This window comes from Bifidobacterium callimiconis, from assembly GCF_003952005.1.
Lineage (GTDB): Bacteria > Actinomycetota > Actinomycetes > Actinomycetales > Bifidobacteriaceae > Galliscardovia > Galliscardovia callimiconis.
In genome coordinates this window covers 73,075-88,864 of sequence record NZ_QXGJ01000004.1, presented here as the reverse complement: position 1 = coordinate 88,864, position 15,790 = coordinate 73,075, and the positions used below count along the sequence as shown (strand labels likewise).

Annotated in this window: 13 protein-coding genes; 12 read left to right on the top strand and 1 reads right to left on the bottom strand. The window is 55.8% G+C overall.

Annotated elements, in window-relative coordinates; genetic code table 11:
- Positions 1 to 15: 15 nt before the first annotated feature.
- The 6 genes from D2E23_RS05045 to D2E23_RS05020 all read left to right on the top strand — a co-directional run bounded on the left by D2E23_RS05045 (position 16) and on the right by D2E23_RS05020 (position 6,602).
- Positions 16 to 1,008 carry a DUF6625 family protein gene (locus D2E23_RS05045; RefSeq protein ID WP_126029902.1) on the top strand — a complete coding sequence of 331 codons (993 nt, stop codon included), beginning with the start codon at positions 16 to 18 and terminating at the stop codon, positions 1,006 to 1,008.
- A gap of 84 nt (positions 1,009 to 1,092) precedes the next feature.
- Positions 1,093 to 2,277 carry a glycosyltransferase gene (locus D2E23_RS05040; RefSeq protein WP_126029901.1) on the top strand — a complete coding sequence of 395 codons (1,185 nt, stop codon included), beginning with the start codon at positions 1,093 to 1,095 and terminating at the stop codon, positions 2,275 to 2,277.
- The gene (locus D2E23_RS05035; RefSeq protein ID WP_126029900.1) at positions 2,274 to 3,278 is read left to right on the top strand and encodes a glycosyltransferase family 2 protein; all 1,005 of its coding nucleotides are present in this window, start codon (positions 2,274 to 2,276) and stop codon (positions 3,276 to 3,278) included. Before D2E23_RS05040 ends, D2E23_RS05035 begins: the two co-directional genes overlap by 4 nt.
- A 26-nt stretch (positions 3,279 to 3,304) precedes the next feature.
- On the top strand, positions 3,305 to 4,330 hold the full coding sequence (locus D2E23_RS05030) for a glycosyltransferase family 2 protein (protein WP_164520689.1): 1,026 nt from the start codon (positions 3,305 to 3,307) through the stop codon (positions 4,328 to 4,330).
- The gene (locus D2E23_RS05025; protein ID WP_126029898.1) at positions 4,323 to 5,321 is read left to right on the top strand and encodes a glycosyltransferase family 2 protein; all 999 of its coding nucleotides are present in this window, start codon (positions 4,323 to 4,325) and stop codon (positions 5,319 to 5,321) included. The genes D2E23_RS05030 and D2E23_RS05025 overlap by 8 nt, the downstream gene beginning before the upstream one ends.
- A 267-nt stretch (positions 5,322 to 5,588) precedes the next feature.
- Positions 5,589 to 6,602 carry an Abi family protein gene (locus D2E23_RS05020; RefSeq protein WP_126029897.1) on the top strand — a complete coding sequence of 338 codons (1,014 nt, stop codon included), beginning with the start codon at positions 5,589 to 5,591 and terminating at the stop codon, positions 6,600 to 6,602.
- A 75-nt stretch (positions 6,603 to 6,677) separates the two neighbouring features.
- On the opposite strand, the gene D2E23_RS05015 is transcribed toward D2E23_RS05020, so the two are convergent.
- Positions 6,678 to 7,646 (bottom strand): glycosyltransferase family 2 protein, encoded by a 969-nt coding sequence (locus D2E23_RS05015; RefSeq protein ID WP_164520688.1) that lies wholly within the window; start codon positions 7,644 to 7,646, stop codon positions 6,678 to 6,680.
- A gap of 449 nt (positions 7,647 to 8,095) precedes the next feature.
- Here D2E23_RS05015 and D2E23_RS05010 point away from each other — a divergent pair, with 449 nt between their 5' ends.
- The 6 genes from D2E23_RS05010 (at position 8,096) to D2E23_RS04985 (ending at position 15,780) form a co-directional block, all read left to right on the top strand.
- Positions 8,096 to 9,661, top strand: coding sequence for an MATE family efflux transporter (locus D2E23_RS05010; protein ID WP_126029895.1), 1,566 nt, complete (start codon positions 8,096 to 8,098; stop codon positions 9,659 to 9,661).
- 79 nt (positions 9,662 to 9,740) lie between these two features.
- Positions 9,741 to 10,922, top strand: a complete 1,182-nt coding sequence (locus tag D2E23_RS05005) for a glycosyltransferase family 4 protein (RefSeq protein WP_126029894.1) — start codon at positions 9,741 to 9,743, stop codon at positions 10,920 to 10,922.
- Positions 10,923 to 11,002: 80 nt separating this feature from the next.
- Positions 11,003 to 12,034: a polysaccharide pyruvyl transferase family protein gene (locus D2E23_RS05000; protein WP_126029893.1), complete on the top strand. Its 1,032-nt coding sequence runs from the start codon at positions 11,003 to 11,005 to the stop codon at positions 12,032 to 12,034.
- Between the two features lie 225 nt (positions 12,035 to 12,259).
- Positions 12,260 to 12,826, top strand: coding sequence for a hypothetical protein (locus D2E23_RS04995; protein ID WP_126029892.1), 567 nt, complete (start codon positions 12,260 to 12,262; stop codon positions 12,824 to 12,826).
- Between the two features lie 353 nt (positions 12,827 to 13,179).
- Positions 13,180 to 14,160, top strand: coding sequence for a glycosyltransferase family 2 protein (locus D2E23_RS04990; protein WP_126029891.1), 981 nt, complete (start codon positions 13,180 to 13,182; stop codon positions 14,158 to 14,160).
- Between the two features lie 90 nt (positions 14,161 to 14,250).
- A complete protein-coding gene (locus D2E23_RS04985) occupies positions 14,251 to 15,780 on the top strand; it encodes a hypothetical protein (protein WP_126029890.1) in 1,530 nt (509 codons plus the stop codon).
- The last annotated feature ends 10 nt before the right edge of the window (positions 15,781 to 15,790 follow it).

The following is a 15,790-nucleotide window of genomic DNA, read 5'->3' as shown; positions in this document are numbered from 1 at the left end:
GGAGAGAGGACCATCATGGAACAGCAACGACTCTGCGCATTCATCCTGCCGTACTACGGCAAGCTGCCGAACTATTTTCAGGTGTTTTTGAACTCCTGCGGCGCCAATCCTGAGTATGACTGGCTGGTGTTCACCGACGACCATACGGAGTTCGACTACCCAAGCAACGTGCACGTGCACTATGAGACCTTCGCCGACATGCAGAAGCGGGTGTCGAACCGATTCGACTTCCCCGTGGCGCTCAAGGCTCCGTACAAGATGTGCGATCTGCGACCCATGTACGGCTACATCCTCGAGGAGTATCTCAAGGACTACCGGTTCTGGGGATACTGCGACTGCGATCTGATCTTCGGCAAGCTCAGCCATTTCATCGCCGAGCAGATGCTGAACGACTACGACAAGATCTTCGTCGTCGGCCATCTCTCCATGATGCGCAACACCGAAGAGAACAACAAGCGGTTCATGCTCGACCTCGACGGCAAGCCGTTGTACCGGACCGTGTTGCAGTCCGAGCGGGCATTCACCTTCGACGAAAGCTATCTGCCTACGAACATCAACCGTATCTTCACTAGTCATGGATTCCCGATCTTTACGCAGGACCTTTCCGGCAACACGTATGCGAAGTCCTCGATCTTCCAGCTCACGCACTTCGATTCCACGCTGGGCGTGTTCATGACCGAGCAGCCGCTGCGCGCCGTGTACACGTGGGATGACGGCGTACTGAAGCGCAGCTATCTGCGACTGGGGGAGTTCGCCACCAGGGAGCTCATGTATATGCACTTCCAGCGTCGCCACATGGACGTTCGCATCGATCCCGCGAACATGACAACGTTCAAGATCCTGCCCGGATCGTTCGAGCCGCTGGAGGTCGATGAGATCACCCGCCAGAACTTCCGCTCGATCCGTTGGAAGCGTCCCGAGGAGCAGGCCAAGCACAGGATGTCCATCATCAAGGGCGATGCCAAGTTCTGGCGTAAGAAGATCATCGCCAAGCTGCTGCATCGCTAATCCCTCACGCCGACCCGTCAAACCGTGGAATCCGCAGCGAAACCACGGGAACACCAACAGACACAGACAAAGGACTGAGATTCGATGAATACGTACGACGGTGGTTCGCCGGACGAGCCTATCCGGATTGCGCACTGGGGGCTGCTCGCTGGTCGTGGCGGCGTCGAGGTGCTGGTCATGGGCTTGTATTCCCACATGGACAGGAGCAAGATCCAGTTCGATTTTCTGGCCGAGCACGACGCGCCGCGCATGGCGTTCGAGGATGATATCGAACGTATGGGCGGTCGCGTGTTCCGCATCATGTACTCCCGTCACGATTCACCGACCAAGGCTAGCACATGCGTGAAGGATTTCCTGAACGATCATCCGGAGATCCGAGGTATCCATGTTCACACGAACTTCCCGTACATCGAGCCGATCAAGCAGGCAGCGCAGGTCGGGCTTCCGCTGCGCATCCTGCACTCGCATAACGCCGGTGTGCAGAACGACGATCAGGGCAATGCGCTGCACAAGCTGATCCGCAAGGTGCGCGACACGCAGATCCGCCACGACATCGGCCGGTATCCCACGCACTACTTCGCCTGTTCGTCGCTGGCTGCCGAATACATGTTCCCGGGCAAGCCCTATACGTGGATCCGCAACGGCATCGAGACCGACCGGTTCGCGTACTCGCAGCAGGTTCGTGATCGTGTGCGTGCCGAACTGGGACTGGACGACGACGTCACCGCGATCGGATTCTGCGGTCGTCTCCGCCCGCAGAAGAACCCGGTGTTTCTCATCGACGTGTTTCAGCGGTATCTGGCATTGAACCCGAAGTCGGTGCTGCTGATCATCGGAGACGGTGAACTCCGTGACGACGTGGAAGCGCGTGTGGCGCAGTATGGCATCGCCGATCATGTGCGGTTCCTCGGCGGCGAGCGCAGCGACGTTAACGAGTTGTATCAGGCCATGGACGCGTTCGTGCTGCCGTCCATCTTCGAGGGATTCGGCATCGTGTATCTTGAGGCGCAGTGCGCCGGACTGCCATGTCTTGCATCCGCCGACGTAGTGCCCAGAGAGGTGAAGGTCACCGATCTGCTCGACTTCGTGTCGTTGCGGCAGGATCCCAACCACTGGGCGCATGCGCTTGACGAACGCATCCGGTCGGCGGGGGAGCGCCGTGATCGTTCCGCCGAACTGCGCGACGCCGGTTTTGATCTGGCTGGTGTGGCCCATGACCTTCAGGAGTTCTATCTCGATCATGTCGGGGGAGAGGATGGTGCGCGATGACGTCCAACGGTGTATCGCAGCTTAAGGTGAGCATCATCGTTCCCGTGTACAAGGCGGAACGGTTTCTTGACGACTGTCTAGACAGTCTTACCGGGCAGAGTCACCGCAATCTCCAGATCATTCTGGTCGATGACGCTTCGCCGGATTCCTGTCCGCAGCTGTGCGACGAATGGGCGCGCCGGGACGACCGTGTGCTCGCCGTGCATCTGACCGATGGTGCCGGCGCCTCGGGTGCACGTAACGCCGGTCTCAAGCGCGCCGACGGTGATTACGTGATGTTCGTGGATAGCGATGATCTGCTGGACGCTGACGCCGTGGAGTTTTCCGTGGATATGGCCGTTCACCGTCATTGCGATCTGGTGATCTTCGGCAAGCGATACATCGATGAGAACGGCCGACAGCTTCGAGACAGCGTCATCGGGAACGACATCGAGATCGCCGCAGGCTCGGCGGACTACTATTCGCAGCTGTCCGTTCTGCTGCGTGAGGACTATCTCAATCCGCCGTGGGGCAAGCTGTTCAGTCGCGAGTTCGTCGAAGGTCTCCGGTTCGAGACCGACATGGTCTATGAAGAGGATCTGCTCTTCGTGCTGGCGGCGTTGGAACGGCAGCCGAACGTATATGCCTCCAAGCGACCGCTGTACGGCTACCGTCACATGGATTCCGGCATGGCGACGGTGTTCAAGAGGGAGAAATCGCTGAATGTGGTGAAGGCGAACCACGCCAAGCTCGACTTCTTCGAGCAGCATCTCGACGATCCCCACGTGCGCGAGAACCTATCGTTCAACATGGCGAACGACATCGGATGGGTGATCCCGATGATCCAGCGGGCGACCGGTATCTCCGCCGAGCTCAAGGCGCAGTATGTGATGGAGATGACCGGCGACGCCCGCCTACGTCCGATGGTGATATCGGCGCTCGGCCATGCGTGGATGACCAGAGTCCAGAAGCTGCTGATCGCCCTGAACCAGGCCTGGCTGTGGGGGGCGTATCTGAAATGACGAACACGACGAGGGAGAGGGAAGACATGACCGATCAGCCGCTTGTCACGGTGGTCGTGCCGGTATACAACGCGGAAGCTCATCTGGAGCAGTGCGTGAACAGCATAACGGGGCAGACCTACCGGAACATCGAGCTGGTTCTGGTCGATGACGGTTCCTCCGACGGCAGTCCGGCGCTCTGTGATCATCTGGTTCTGGCGCAGAGGAATGCCCAGGTGATCCATCAAAGCAATCAGGGTGTGGCCGTGGCCCGCAATGCAGGATTGCGGTCGGCGCACGGCGGCTACGTGATGTTCGTGGACAGCGACGACTGGTTGGAGCATGACGCCATCGCTACTGCCGTGGAACAGAGCGAACGTAACCGGCTGGATCTGTACGTCATGGGATATCGGCGCGTGCTGGAGCATGGTGAGGGCACTGACCCCGAGCTGATCGAAGTGATCGGAGACGATGTTCTCCACACGATCGATGACGCTCGCTCCGAACGGTGTCAGAACGAGCTGTGCTCGCTGGACGCTGCAGGATTCCTCTACTCCTGCTGGGGCAAGCTGTTTCGCCGTGAATGGGTCGGTGACGTCCGCTTCCGTGAGGGGGACTCCTACGGCGAGGATTCCATCTTCGTGATGGACTGCCTGAAGCATGGCGGCCGCGTGCAGGTCGGCTCGTTGCCGTTCTATGACTACCGTGAGCAGGCCACGGGTCTGGTTCGCGGATTCCGGGCGAGCAAGCCGGACGATATCGCCGTGCTGCACGAACGGCTGCTCTCGTTCTATGATCGTTCGGTGCTGAACGCCGGCAATCTGGCGTTCCAGCAGCGGCGTTGCGCGGAGGACGTGCTGTGGGCCATGGATACGGCGTTCGGCGCGAAATCCAATGTCACGCTGGCGCAGCGGCTGGAGTTCCTGACTCGCCTATCGAACGTGCCGTCCCGAGGGTTCTGTCTGAAAGGCGCGAAGAAGGCCGCATCATCCCGGGAGCTCAAGGTGCTGTTCCTGTTGAACAGCAAGGTGTTGTGGAAGGCATATCTGAAACGGAGGCTGCGTAATGCATAACAAAGATCACCTTGCCGTACGAGATGCCCAGCCGCTGGTCAGCGTCATCGTGCCGGTGTACAAGGTCGAACGGCAGCTTGACCGTTGCGTGACCAGCCTCATCGGCCAGAGCTACCGGAATCTGGAGATCATCCTCGTCGACGATGGTTCTCCGGACGGGTGCCCCCAGAAATGCGATGAGTGGGCGTCGAAGGACCCCCGCGTTTCGGTGATCCATCAGTCCAACGGCGGTTTGTCGGCTGCCCGAAACACCGGGATCGACGCCATGACCGGTGAGTATGTGGCGTTCGTGGACAGCGACGACTACGTGGAACCGGACTACATTCGATTGATGCTCGAGGCCGCCCAAGCCAATAATGCCGAGGTCGTCATCTGCTCGATTCATCAGGAGGATGACCAGACTGTTGCATCTCCGGATAATCACACCATCACCGATCACGTGACCACGCTGAGTGGTCGAGCGTGTCTCGCCCGTTTGGGCGGCGACACCGTCGCCGACTATGTGACGGCATGGAACAAACTGTATGCCGCACGACTGTGGAAGACCATCCGGTTCCCAGTCGGCAAACTGCACGAGGACGAATTCACCACGTATCGGATTCTCGCCGAATGCGCGACCGTCGTGCTGGTTCCTGATTCGCTGTACCACTATGTGCAGAATGCGGGAAGCATCATGCACACGGAATATTCGATTCGCAACCTGGATCGCATCGAGGCGTGGGCGCAGAGACTGCGCTTCTACCGGAAGCGCGGGTATACGGAGCTGTACGCAGTGACCTTCAATCTGATCACTTGGGATATGCCGCATGCGGTCAAGTCCCTGGATTGGAACGATCCGGTCATCAAGCGCCGTCTTCGGGAGATCTTTTCCCAGATCAAACCGTTCTCACCGGAGGTGATGGCGCATATGAACGGTATCAAGCCGATGATTGCCTATCTGCTGATCTGTCTCTGCCCGTTCCGGTTCTGCCAGTTGCGATACGGGCGCTGACCATATAAACCAGCAGATAGCATCGACCGATGGCTAGTGTCGTTCGTACACGTTCCTATGACGTACCGAGAGACAACGGCCTTTTGCGGTACAAAGACACGGAGTCTCCTATATGTAGTGCATTTGTGTGTTGTTGGGCACTGAATATATGGAGTGTCCTATGTCATTTGTAATGGGCTGTATTATCACTATAATTAGTGATGTTAAAAGCCACCACTGCCTCTCGTCGAAGCACACTAGGGTGGCATTTTTCGTATCGGAGGAACGATGAACGGAAAAGACGCTCCGCAACTTCGCCCCTACCCGCAGCATCCGCCGAAATCTCTGGATGTTTTATCGGCCAAACTCATCGGCAACGGATTGGCTGGAGTGAATCAGGAGTTGCTCGAGTACCGAATCGGGCAGGTCGGCTACTTCCGGCTGAAGGGCTACTGGTATCCGTTCCTCACTCCAGTATCGGAAGAATCGGCAAAGCGCTCGTTACCCTTTCGCCAAGGTACACGGTTCCAGGATATCTGGGATAGGTACCTGTTTGATCAGGAGCTGCGAATGCTGGTGTTCGATGGCATTGTCACCATCGAGATATATCTCAAGAGCTTCCTTGCTCATGAACTATCGGTATTCGGTGGTGAATTCGGATATATGACGCGAGAAGGGCTTCCGGGCCTGAGCTATGACACCCATCTGGCCTGTCTCTCATCGTTGCGTTCGTCATTCACAAAATCGAATCTCCCATACCTCAGACATTTTCGGAATACTTATAGTGATCCACTGCCGCCATATTGGATGATCGTCGGATGTCTGAGCTATGGAACTCTCAAGGAGAACTTTTATCAGGGTGCCCCCGATCATATCAAGAGGAAGTTGGCTACCAAGCTGCACATCTTCAATCCCAATCCGAATCCGGCTGTGCGAGGCGATGCCAAGATCCTCTCCAATTGGTTGGAAACCATCAGGCAAGCCCGAAACATGACTGCGCATCACGATCGTTTCTGGAACGAATCCAGCATTCGCATAGCGCCAAAACTCCCGAAGCATCGCAGTGGATCCCACGCGAAGGGTTGGTGGGGTAATGATTGGGATATTTTCCGAAAATCCTCGGGCCCTGCCGCATTCCTTACCATGGAGAACTACCTGCTGTCCCAAATTGACGGGCCGGCATGGAGGAAGAAATTCATTTCCCTGATGAGCAAATACCCTCAGATTCCGAAGTCCGATATGGGATTCCCCGATGGTTGGGAGATGTCGCCGTTATGGTGCGTTGATGACCTGTCTCATTGATGGGGGAGGGAAAACGGTGTCTTTCCAAAGGATACGGGTAGATTCTATGAACTATCCACATCCATGTCGCACAGGCTATTTGCCGCGTTCGTGCAGACTCCAATAGGTGAACGGGCACAGTCGGGTGCCAATGTAGTTGATGCCGCTCTTCAGGGGAAGCTTGCTAAGAATGGAGAGCGGAATGGACCGGTAGGATGCGAAAAGCTCGCGGAATCGTGGCTTGTTCTCTGGAGCGTTCCACGGCAGTGCGCGTGACCAGATGATGTGCTTGTTGAGATCGATGAACTCCCGTTCGATCAGATCACGGTCCACGTCGTGCTTGGTGAAGAATGCCAGACGGTCGATCTTGGCATCCAGACGGTCGAGACGCTTCAGCGAATAGTCGGCGTGCATGATCGACGGACGGGCGTCGATGTAGTGGTAGGGCTTACGGTGCAGCACGGCAACGGATTCGCAGGCGAAGTACACGTGGTGAAGCACGAATTCGTCCTCGTGGATCTTGCCGTCCGGGAATCGCAGGGTGTCCCAGATGCGCTTCACGTACAGCTTGCCCCAGAGCACGGCGCCGATGGTGCGATACAGGAAGCGTAGCGTCTCGCGTCCGGTGAACAAACGATCCTCCGGCATGTCGTCGAACGTCCATTCTTCATCCGTGCGCTTCGGATGGCCCTCGTCGTCCTCGCACACCGCGGAGCACATGACCAGATCGGCTCCAGTGCGTTCCTGTGCCTTCAGTAGACATTCGAGATAATCGTTGTCGACGAAGTCGTCGCTGTCGACAAATACGAGAAAATCCCCCTTGGCCTCGGCAATGCCGCGATTGCGTGCCGTGGATACTCCGGCATGGTGTTGGTGGACGACTCGGATGCGTGAATCCCTCTGCGCCCACTGGTCGCATAGAGCCGGGCTGTCATCCGGCGATGCGTCGTCCACGAGAATGACCTCCCAATACTCATAGGTCTGATCGAGGATGCTCTGTACGCAGCGGTCCAGAACCTCCTCCACCTTGTATACGGGAACGACGATGCTAATCAGCGGATTCATAGGGCCCTTCTCTGTCATATTGCTGCTGTCATGTTAGCAGGGGACGCGAATATAGATGGCCTCTAATGTGGTACGGACATGTGCCCCCGTCATGTGTATTGATACAATGGGGCACCGTTGATCCGGTTATCTCGGAGAGGGGCAAGCCCCTTTGTTCGTTGGATATTCCTGACACATCCACATATCGATGGGTGGGTGACGGAAAGCGCGTGTTCGTTGCTGTGCTGGCAACGAAACCCCCGTATGAAGAGGGTATTGGTCTGAGGACAGGAGCATATACGACATGAAGAAGATCTGTCTTGTGGCGCCGGGATTGCTGCCGGTTCCAGCCACTCAGGGTGCCGCTGTTCGATACCGAGTCCATGTACCGCCGGTTCGTCGAAGTCTGCGAGCGACGATAGCCGACAGATCGTTGCACAAGAAGTACGAGAGTAAAGAAGAACGGAATCGTGAATAGTAAACGTCAGCTTGTCGTCAACATGACGGCGAGTCTTACCCAATTCATTATCAACATCGGCATCGGCTTTGGCCTGTCCCCGTTCGTGGTGGGCAAGCTCGGAGCGGAGGCCTACGGATATGTGGGCCTCGCGAACAATGTCATCAGCTATGCCTCGCTGCTGACGATCGCCCTTGATTCGGTGGCGGGCCGGTTCATCACGGTGGCCTATCATCAGGGCGACAAGGAAAAGGCGGATCGGTATTTCTCGTCGACATTTATGGCTGACTGCGTGATAGCTATCGTCGTGGCGATCATCGCCATCCCAGTCACGCTTGATCTTGAGCATCTCATCAATATCTCTCCGCATCTGGTCGCCGACGTCAAGATGTTGTTCACCTTCCTGTTCCTGCAGTTCATCATCACCAGCATGTGCACCGTGTTTACGGTGGCGACCTTCATCACTAACAAGTTGTATCTGTCCAGTTTGGCGAACATGGCCTTCTCCATTCTGCGTGTGGTCATCATGGTCGTATGTTTCAGCACTCTGCCCGCGCTGGTGATGTACGTTGGCCTGGCCGCTCTCGTCGGATCTCTTGCGGTCGTTGCCCTGAACATCCATTACACCAGAATGCTGACGCCCGAGCTTCGTTTCGTGCGATCCGCGGTCTCCTGGATCACGGTGAGAGAGATGCTGTCAGCCGGCATCTGGAACGTGGTCATCAAACTGCAGCAGGTCATCTCCTTCGGGTTGAAGCTGCTGGTGGCGAATCTGATGGTCAGCCCGTACAAAATGGGTATGATGTCCATCGCCCAGACCATACCGAGCATGATTTCCGGATTGATGGGCACCATCTCCGGTCTGTTCTACCCTGATCAGACCAAGTACTTTGCGCAGGGCAAGATCGACATGCTTGTTCGCGACATGAAATCCGGCATGAGGATGTGTGGATTCTTCACGGTGGTCATCACCGTCGTGTGCTGCGTGGTCGGCCGTGAGTTCTTCTTCCTCTGGCAGCCTGGGCAGGACTCGGATATGCTGTACCTGATCATGTTCATATCCATGTGTGGTTTCCTGGTCTCAGGTGCCGCCACCACGTTGCAGAACATCCCCCTGATCGTCAACAAGCTGAAACTGTATTCGATCGCGTGGCTGCTGTTCAGCCTGACATCATTGCCGCTAACCTGGGTGCTGCTCAAGACCACGCCGTTGGACATCTACGCCGTGGCCATCGTTCCCACAGCGCTTGAGATGCTGGCGAACGTGACCTTCGTTCCCATCTATGCGGCCATCATTCTTGGCATTGCCAAGCGGACGTTCTATTCCGTGTACGTCCAATATGTGGCTTCTGCGTTGCTGTCGTTTGCCGCTTGCGATGGTCTGAAGCTTGCGCTTCATATTCCGGCGGGAACGTGGGTTACGTTCTTCGCCTCTTGCGCCCTGTATTCCATCGTCGCCAGTGTGATCACCATCGTCGTCCTATTGGGGAAGCGGGAACGTAGTGCCCTGCTGAAAATCGTTCTACGTAAATTGCATCTCGAGGGGCGCATGGGAGGACGTCATTTAAGGAGGCATTAACATCGATGTCTTTTGAGAAAACCGTCTTTTGGTATTGATACTGTGTCAATCGCAGGGTTGCTTTTGAAGAGGGGAAAACGTGAAAAAAGTATGCCTGATCGCGCCAGGACTGTTGCCGGTACCGGCCTCCAAGGGAGGGGCGATCGAGACGCTGCTGACTTCTCTCATCAAGGAGAATGAACGTCAACGGTTATTGGATCTGAGCGTGGTGACCACCTTCGACGATAAGGCACGGGAGATGGCCGCTGATATTCGGCATACGCGATTCATCGAGGTTCCGGCGGATACGGCACTGCAAAAGATGATATTCAGGATCAGGCATGCCATCGCCCGCCGTATGCGCAGGGAGCACGACATTCTTCCCAGTCCTTACTATGTTAAGGCACTTCGGGCATTGAAGGGACGATCCTTTGATGAGGTGATACTGGAAGGTGGCCCGGCGAGCGCTCCGAGGCTGTTCGCTCGGCGCTTTCCTGACAGCCTGTGGTATCACATGCACTATGTGCCGGAATGGGATTTCGACAGCACCGGCTATGCGAAGATACTCGCGGTCAGTGATTTCGCCGCCGACTCATGGCGAAGGCATTGCCGAAATCACGAAGCGCAGGTCGAGACCGTGCATAACGGTATCGACGACAAACGGTTTTCCCAAGGTTTTTCGGATCAGGAGCGCAATGAGGCTCGCCGGGAATTGGGATTTTCCCCAGAGGACGTAGTGGTTCTTTACTGCGGCAGGATCATTCCAGTGAAAGGGGTCCTGCAGTTGCTCAAGGCAGTGGAACGAATCGATGATCCCCATGTGAAGCTGTTGATCATCGGCAGTCCGAATTTTGGTGCGAAAGAACGCACTGAGTATCTGAATGAGGTCGAGCGTAGCGTTCAGTCTCTTGCTGACAGGGTGAAATTCACTGGCTTTGTGCAGAACTCGGAGTTATGGCGATATGCCAAGCTCGCCGATATGCAGGCGGTGCCGTCGTTGTGGGAGGATGCGGCACCCACCGTGTGCATGGAGGCCATGGCTATGGGACTGCCCCTGATCGTCACCCGTTCCGGTGGCATTCAGGAATATACGTCGCCGGAATGCGCATTGACGGTGCCGAAGGATGATCATGTGGAAGACGGGCTGAGACAGGCCATCATCGCTTTGCGTGATGATCCCAGGCGTCGTCGCTGCATGTCCCAAGCGGGATTGAAGAGAGCACGGGATTTCACTGTCGCATCCATGTACGCGCATTTTGTTGAGGCTTGTGAACGGTCATAGTCTTGCCGACATCGAACCATCAGTGAGCAACGATCAACGAAAAAGGATATTGAGCGGAACCGATCAAGATATTCCGTAGAATGCGTCTCCTCGCCGGTGAGACCGAGAGCTTGGTTCGGCCTACCCGTTTGGTGAACGACCCGATCGCCCTTCTTGACACCTCGATGTACAGCGAGAACTGTGGCGACTACGTGATCATGCACTATGCGAACCTGCAGTTGTCGAAGATTCTGCCGAAATCGGCGAGTATCATGCATATCCCCACTCACGGTTGGGACGAGAGCGTGGAGTATGCCAGGCGAGACGTGCGTAAGATCGCATGCGGAACGAATCTGCTTCCATGGGACTATGAGAAGGACCACGCCTTGGCCACGCCCCGGACGCATCTAGGCAATTACGCCCACTCGGTATGTCTCCTGGCTGTGGGCATGCGGGAGGTGCAGGGGCAGATGCGAGACTTTACCCCATACACGGCTCGCTTTCTCCGCTTCCTGTTTGATCCCAATTGTCTACATTCGGTGAGGGATGAACATACCAAACAGCGGCTGCATACCATCGGTGTGGATAACGTACTGAACACCGCGTGCGTGACCATGTGGAACCTGACTGAGGAATTTTGCGACAGCATTTCCCGGAACAGACATGACGAGGTTATCACCACCATCACGGAGTACGCTCAGGATCCCAAGCAGGACAAGTACATGCTCGAGACGCTGCTTCGGCATTACGACCGCGTCCACCTGTGGATCCAGAGCGTGGATGACAAGCCATATCTCGAAAGTCTGCATATTGACGATACCCGACTGCATCTCATCGATCATTCATTCGAGGCATTCGATTCGTTCGTCAAGGAACACCATGAGTCGGTCGATTACTTCGGCACCCGTCTCCACGCTGGCATTCATTGCCTGAATCACGGTATCCGTGCCATGATCGTCAGTGTCGATAATCGCGCCGCGGATATCGCCCGTGATACCAACCTGCCGGTCATGCCTCGCAATGGTCTGCAGGAGCTTATGGAGGCCTGGATCGACCATTCGGATCCAGTCCGCATCACGTTGCCGACTGACGCCATTCGACAGTGGAAGGAACAGTTCCTCTCGCTGGCGTGATGATGCAACAGTCCGATTGGATTGTTTGTAGGTGTGACGCCGCTGATCTGAGCCAAAGGAGAATCAAGCATCAGCGGCGTCTCTGGGTAGGGGACAGTGAGAGCGTTTGTATCTGACATTTGATAAATCGTGTATGCTGATGCCAGTCGTATAAAGCGTTTGACGTTGAGACATTCGTCTCCGTTATCGTGAGTAGTAGGCAGTGCGAAGAGAAGACGCTTGTCTATGGCCTTTCACGTCACTGAATCTTCGGAGGATTCCAAGAACGGTCTTTGTAGCCGTGGACGGAGATCGTGGCCGGCGAAACGACATACGTTTGCGTTCGTCAATCTGATCGCACTGACGGTGTTCATGCTCTATATGGACGGTACATCGCCTGGACATGAGGATCATCTGGACTTCTGGGGTACCGGTATCTTCCGCTTGGCCGGATGCGCATGGGTCGAAGGGACATTCCCTACGTGGATTACTGGGGCCACGAGGGGCAGCTCATCTTCTTCGCCAAATCTCATCGGCGCGCTGATCGTCAACCGGCTGAAGTTCTACTCGATCGCATGGCTGCTGTTCAGCCTGACCTCACTGCCCTTGACATGGCTGTTGCTCGAAGTTACGCCTTTGGACATCTACGCTGTGGCGATTGTGCCGACGGCGTTGGAAATACTGACCAATGTGACTTTCGTGCCGATATATGCGTCGATCATTCTCGGCATTGCCAAGAGAACGTTCTATCCGGTGTACGTTCAGTACGTGGCGTCGGCGTTGCTGTCATTCGGCGTCTGCGGGGGATTGTGAAGGTCCTGTTCGGCATTCAGGAGGGAACGTGGGGCGCGTTCTTCGCGTCCTGCGTCCTGTGTATTCCGTCATCGCCAGCGTCATCACCATCGTTACGTTGCTGGGCAAGCGTGAACGCAGTACGCTGCTGGGCGTCGTCCTTCGCAAGCTTTATCTTGAACGTCGTGTGGGAGGGCGTCATTCGGGGAACTGATCCTAGTGCTGGTCCTTCCTCTCGTGGAGGGGTTATATCGGGGTTATTTATAAACGGGGGTAGCTGAACCGGCTGTTGACGGTAGGTGAATTCTTGTACCGGTCTTCTCATATGGTATGGGAAGACCGGTTTTGTTTTTACCGATGAAAGTAGTTTTTGCATGGAGAAGACCATTGATGAGGCTCGTGATGTGGCGTGCTTGTATCTGGTGGTTCCCTGCTATAACGAAGAGCAGGTGTTGCCTGTCACGGCCCCCCGTTTTTTGAATAAGATCAAGGAAATGGAGGGTAAAGGGCTGATAAGCGGAGAATCTCGTATTCTTTTCGTTGACGATGGCTCCTCCGACTCCACATGGTCGATCGTCACTGCTCTGAACAACCAGGATCACCGATTTCAGGGAATCCGTCAGTCCCGTAACCGAGGTCATCAGAATGCCGTCCTCGCCGGGCTGATGGAGGCCCGTTCTAAGGCGGACATCGTCATCTCCGTCGACTGCGATGGGCAGGATGACTTCGATGCCATGGACGCCATGGTTGACAAATACTATGACGGCTATGACGTCGTGTACGGAGTGCGTTCCAGCCGAGAGAGCGATACCTTCTTCAAACGGTTCACGGCCGAAAGTTTCTACCGGATCCTCAATGCATTAGGTGCCGAGACCATCTACAACCATGCCGACTACCGTCTTACGTCAAAGCGTGTGCTGAACGCGTTCGCGGATTTTCACGAGGTCAATCTGTATCTGCGCGGACTGTTCCCGCTGGTCGGTTTCCCCTCCACGACGGTCGAATACGAGCGTCATGAACGCATGGCTGGTTCCTCGCACTATCCGCTGGCCAAGATGCTCTCCCTGGCGTTCAATGGCATAACCAGTCTGAGCATCAAGCCCATACGACTCATTACGGGACTTGGGGCATTCGTATCGCTGATCAGTTTCATCGGAGTTATTTGGGTCATCTGCAAAGTGGCCAGTGGCGATACCGTATCCGGTTGGGCGTCCACCGCATGCATTCTGTGCTTTGTCTCCGGCGTTCAGCTGCTCAGTCTGGGCGTCATCGGTGAATACGTCGGCAAGATCTATATGGAATCCAAGCACCGTCCGAGGTACATCATCAGTGATAGAACCTTCGGCGATGAATGATTAGCGGGTGATTCCCAGCCCCGTTCGGCGACCTACTCCCCAGCAATGAAGTTCGAATATTCGCTATGACGCAAGGAAGAGAAATACCGCATGAATGCTGAGTCGAATGTTCCCGTGCCAACGGGCGTAAATCATCGTGAGAATGAGCAGACGCGTTTCAGTCGATCCGACAGAATCTGGCGGGGATGGTTTCCTCTCGCCAATTTAGCGGTGCTGACGGTGTTCATGCTCTATGTGGATGGTACATCGCCCGTCCACAAGGATCATCTGGACCTCTGGGATACCAGCATCTTCCGTCTTGCCGGATGGGTATGGGCCGAGGGAGGCGTCCCCTATGTGGATTACTGGGATCATAAGGGACCGCTTATTTTCTTTGCCAATCTTATTGGTGCACTGGTCGGAGGTCCGGATCATGGAGTGTTCTATGTCGATGTGGCATTGATGGGCATCTCCATGGTCTTCCTGTGGAAGATCCTCGAAGTGATGGGTGAACGGCTCTCCGTTGTCGTGAAGACGTTTGTCCTATGGATCACCGTGGCATGGATCGCGTATCTGCTGGTGCCGAATCTGAACGTGACGGAAACTGTCTGTATGCCGTTCCTGACCGCCGCGTTATGGCTGGCTCTTCGCGACATGCGTCGTATGCGGGAAAGCGATGATGCCTCGGTGGCGATCGTCACCGCGTATGTTCAGGGGCTCGCCGGTGCCGCGTCTCTGTTGACCAGAGTCACAAATGCGTTGCCGGTGTGCGTATGTGTGCTGGTGCTGGTCGTCATGCTGTGCATGAGGAAGCAGTGGCTCCCCCTTATCCAATGTGCTGCGGCTTGCATCGGAGGATTCCTGACGCTGACGGTACCGTTCGCCGTATATTTCGCCATGCACAATGCGTTCGGTGAGTTTCTGTACGGAACGGTGATCTTCAATCTGAGCTATGCGTCGGGGTCGTCTCCCGAAGTGGCTCCCGGCATTACGGTGATAGGCCGCATTCTGGCAGTGCCGGTGGCGATGGTTATCGTTGCTCTGGTGCATATGATCCGCATGCGGTCCGTTTCTTCGGAACAGGTGTTGCTGCTGATCGCTGGTCTTCTGCTGTCGGTGCTGTTCCTGAAAACGGAGATGTTCCTCCACTATGCCGTGATCGCGGCCGAGTTCATTCCGATCATTCTGGCTCTGATCCTCACATGCATGAGGACACGATGGATGCAGGTGACGTCTCTGGTCGTGATCCTCGCGGCATTGATGGGAATGACGGTATATCAGGAACGTATCTCCCACGGTACTCCTTATAACAACGAAATCGTTGCCTCCGTAATCGAGGAGGCCGGAGACGAAACGGTGGCGTTGTACAACCTTCCCGCCGAGGCCTATCTGCGGTATGGTCTCAAACCCATATACCCGTATGCGAATCTTCAGGATTGGCAGGGAAAGTTCAGCCTAGAATTCCGAAAGCGTCTTCTGGAGACGTATGGTTCCGCAAAGGCGGAATATCTGGTGGTGGCCAAGACCAACGATCTGAAGGAGCCTGCCATCCAGCCGATTCTGGATTCGCGCTACCGGCTCGTTCTATCCGTCGATCAGACTCCCGACGGCCCCATAAGTGTGTACCGTCGTGTCGGTTGACCCCGTCTCC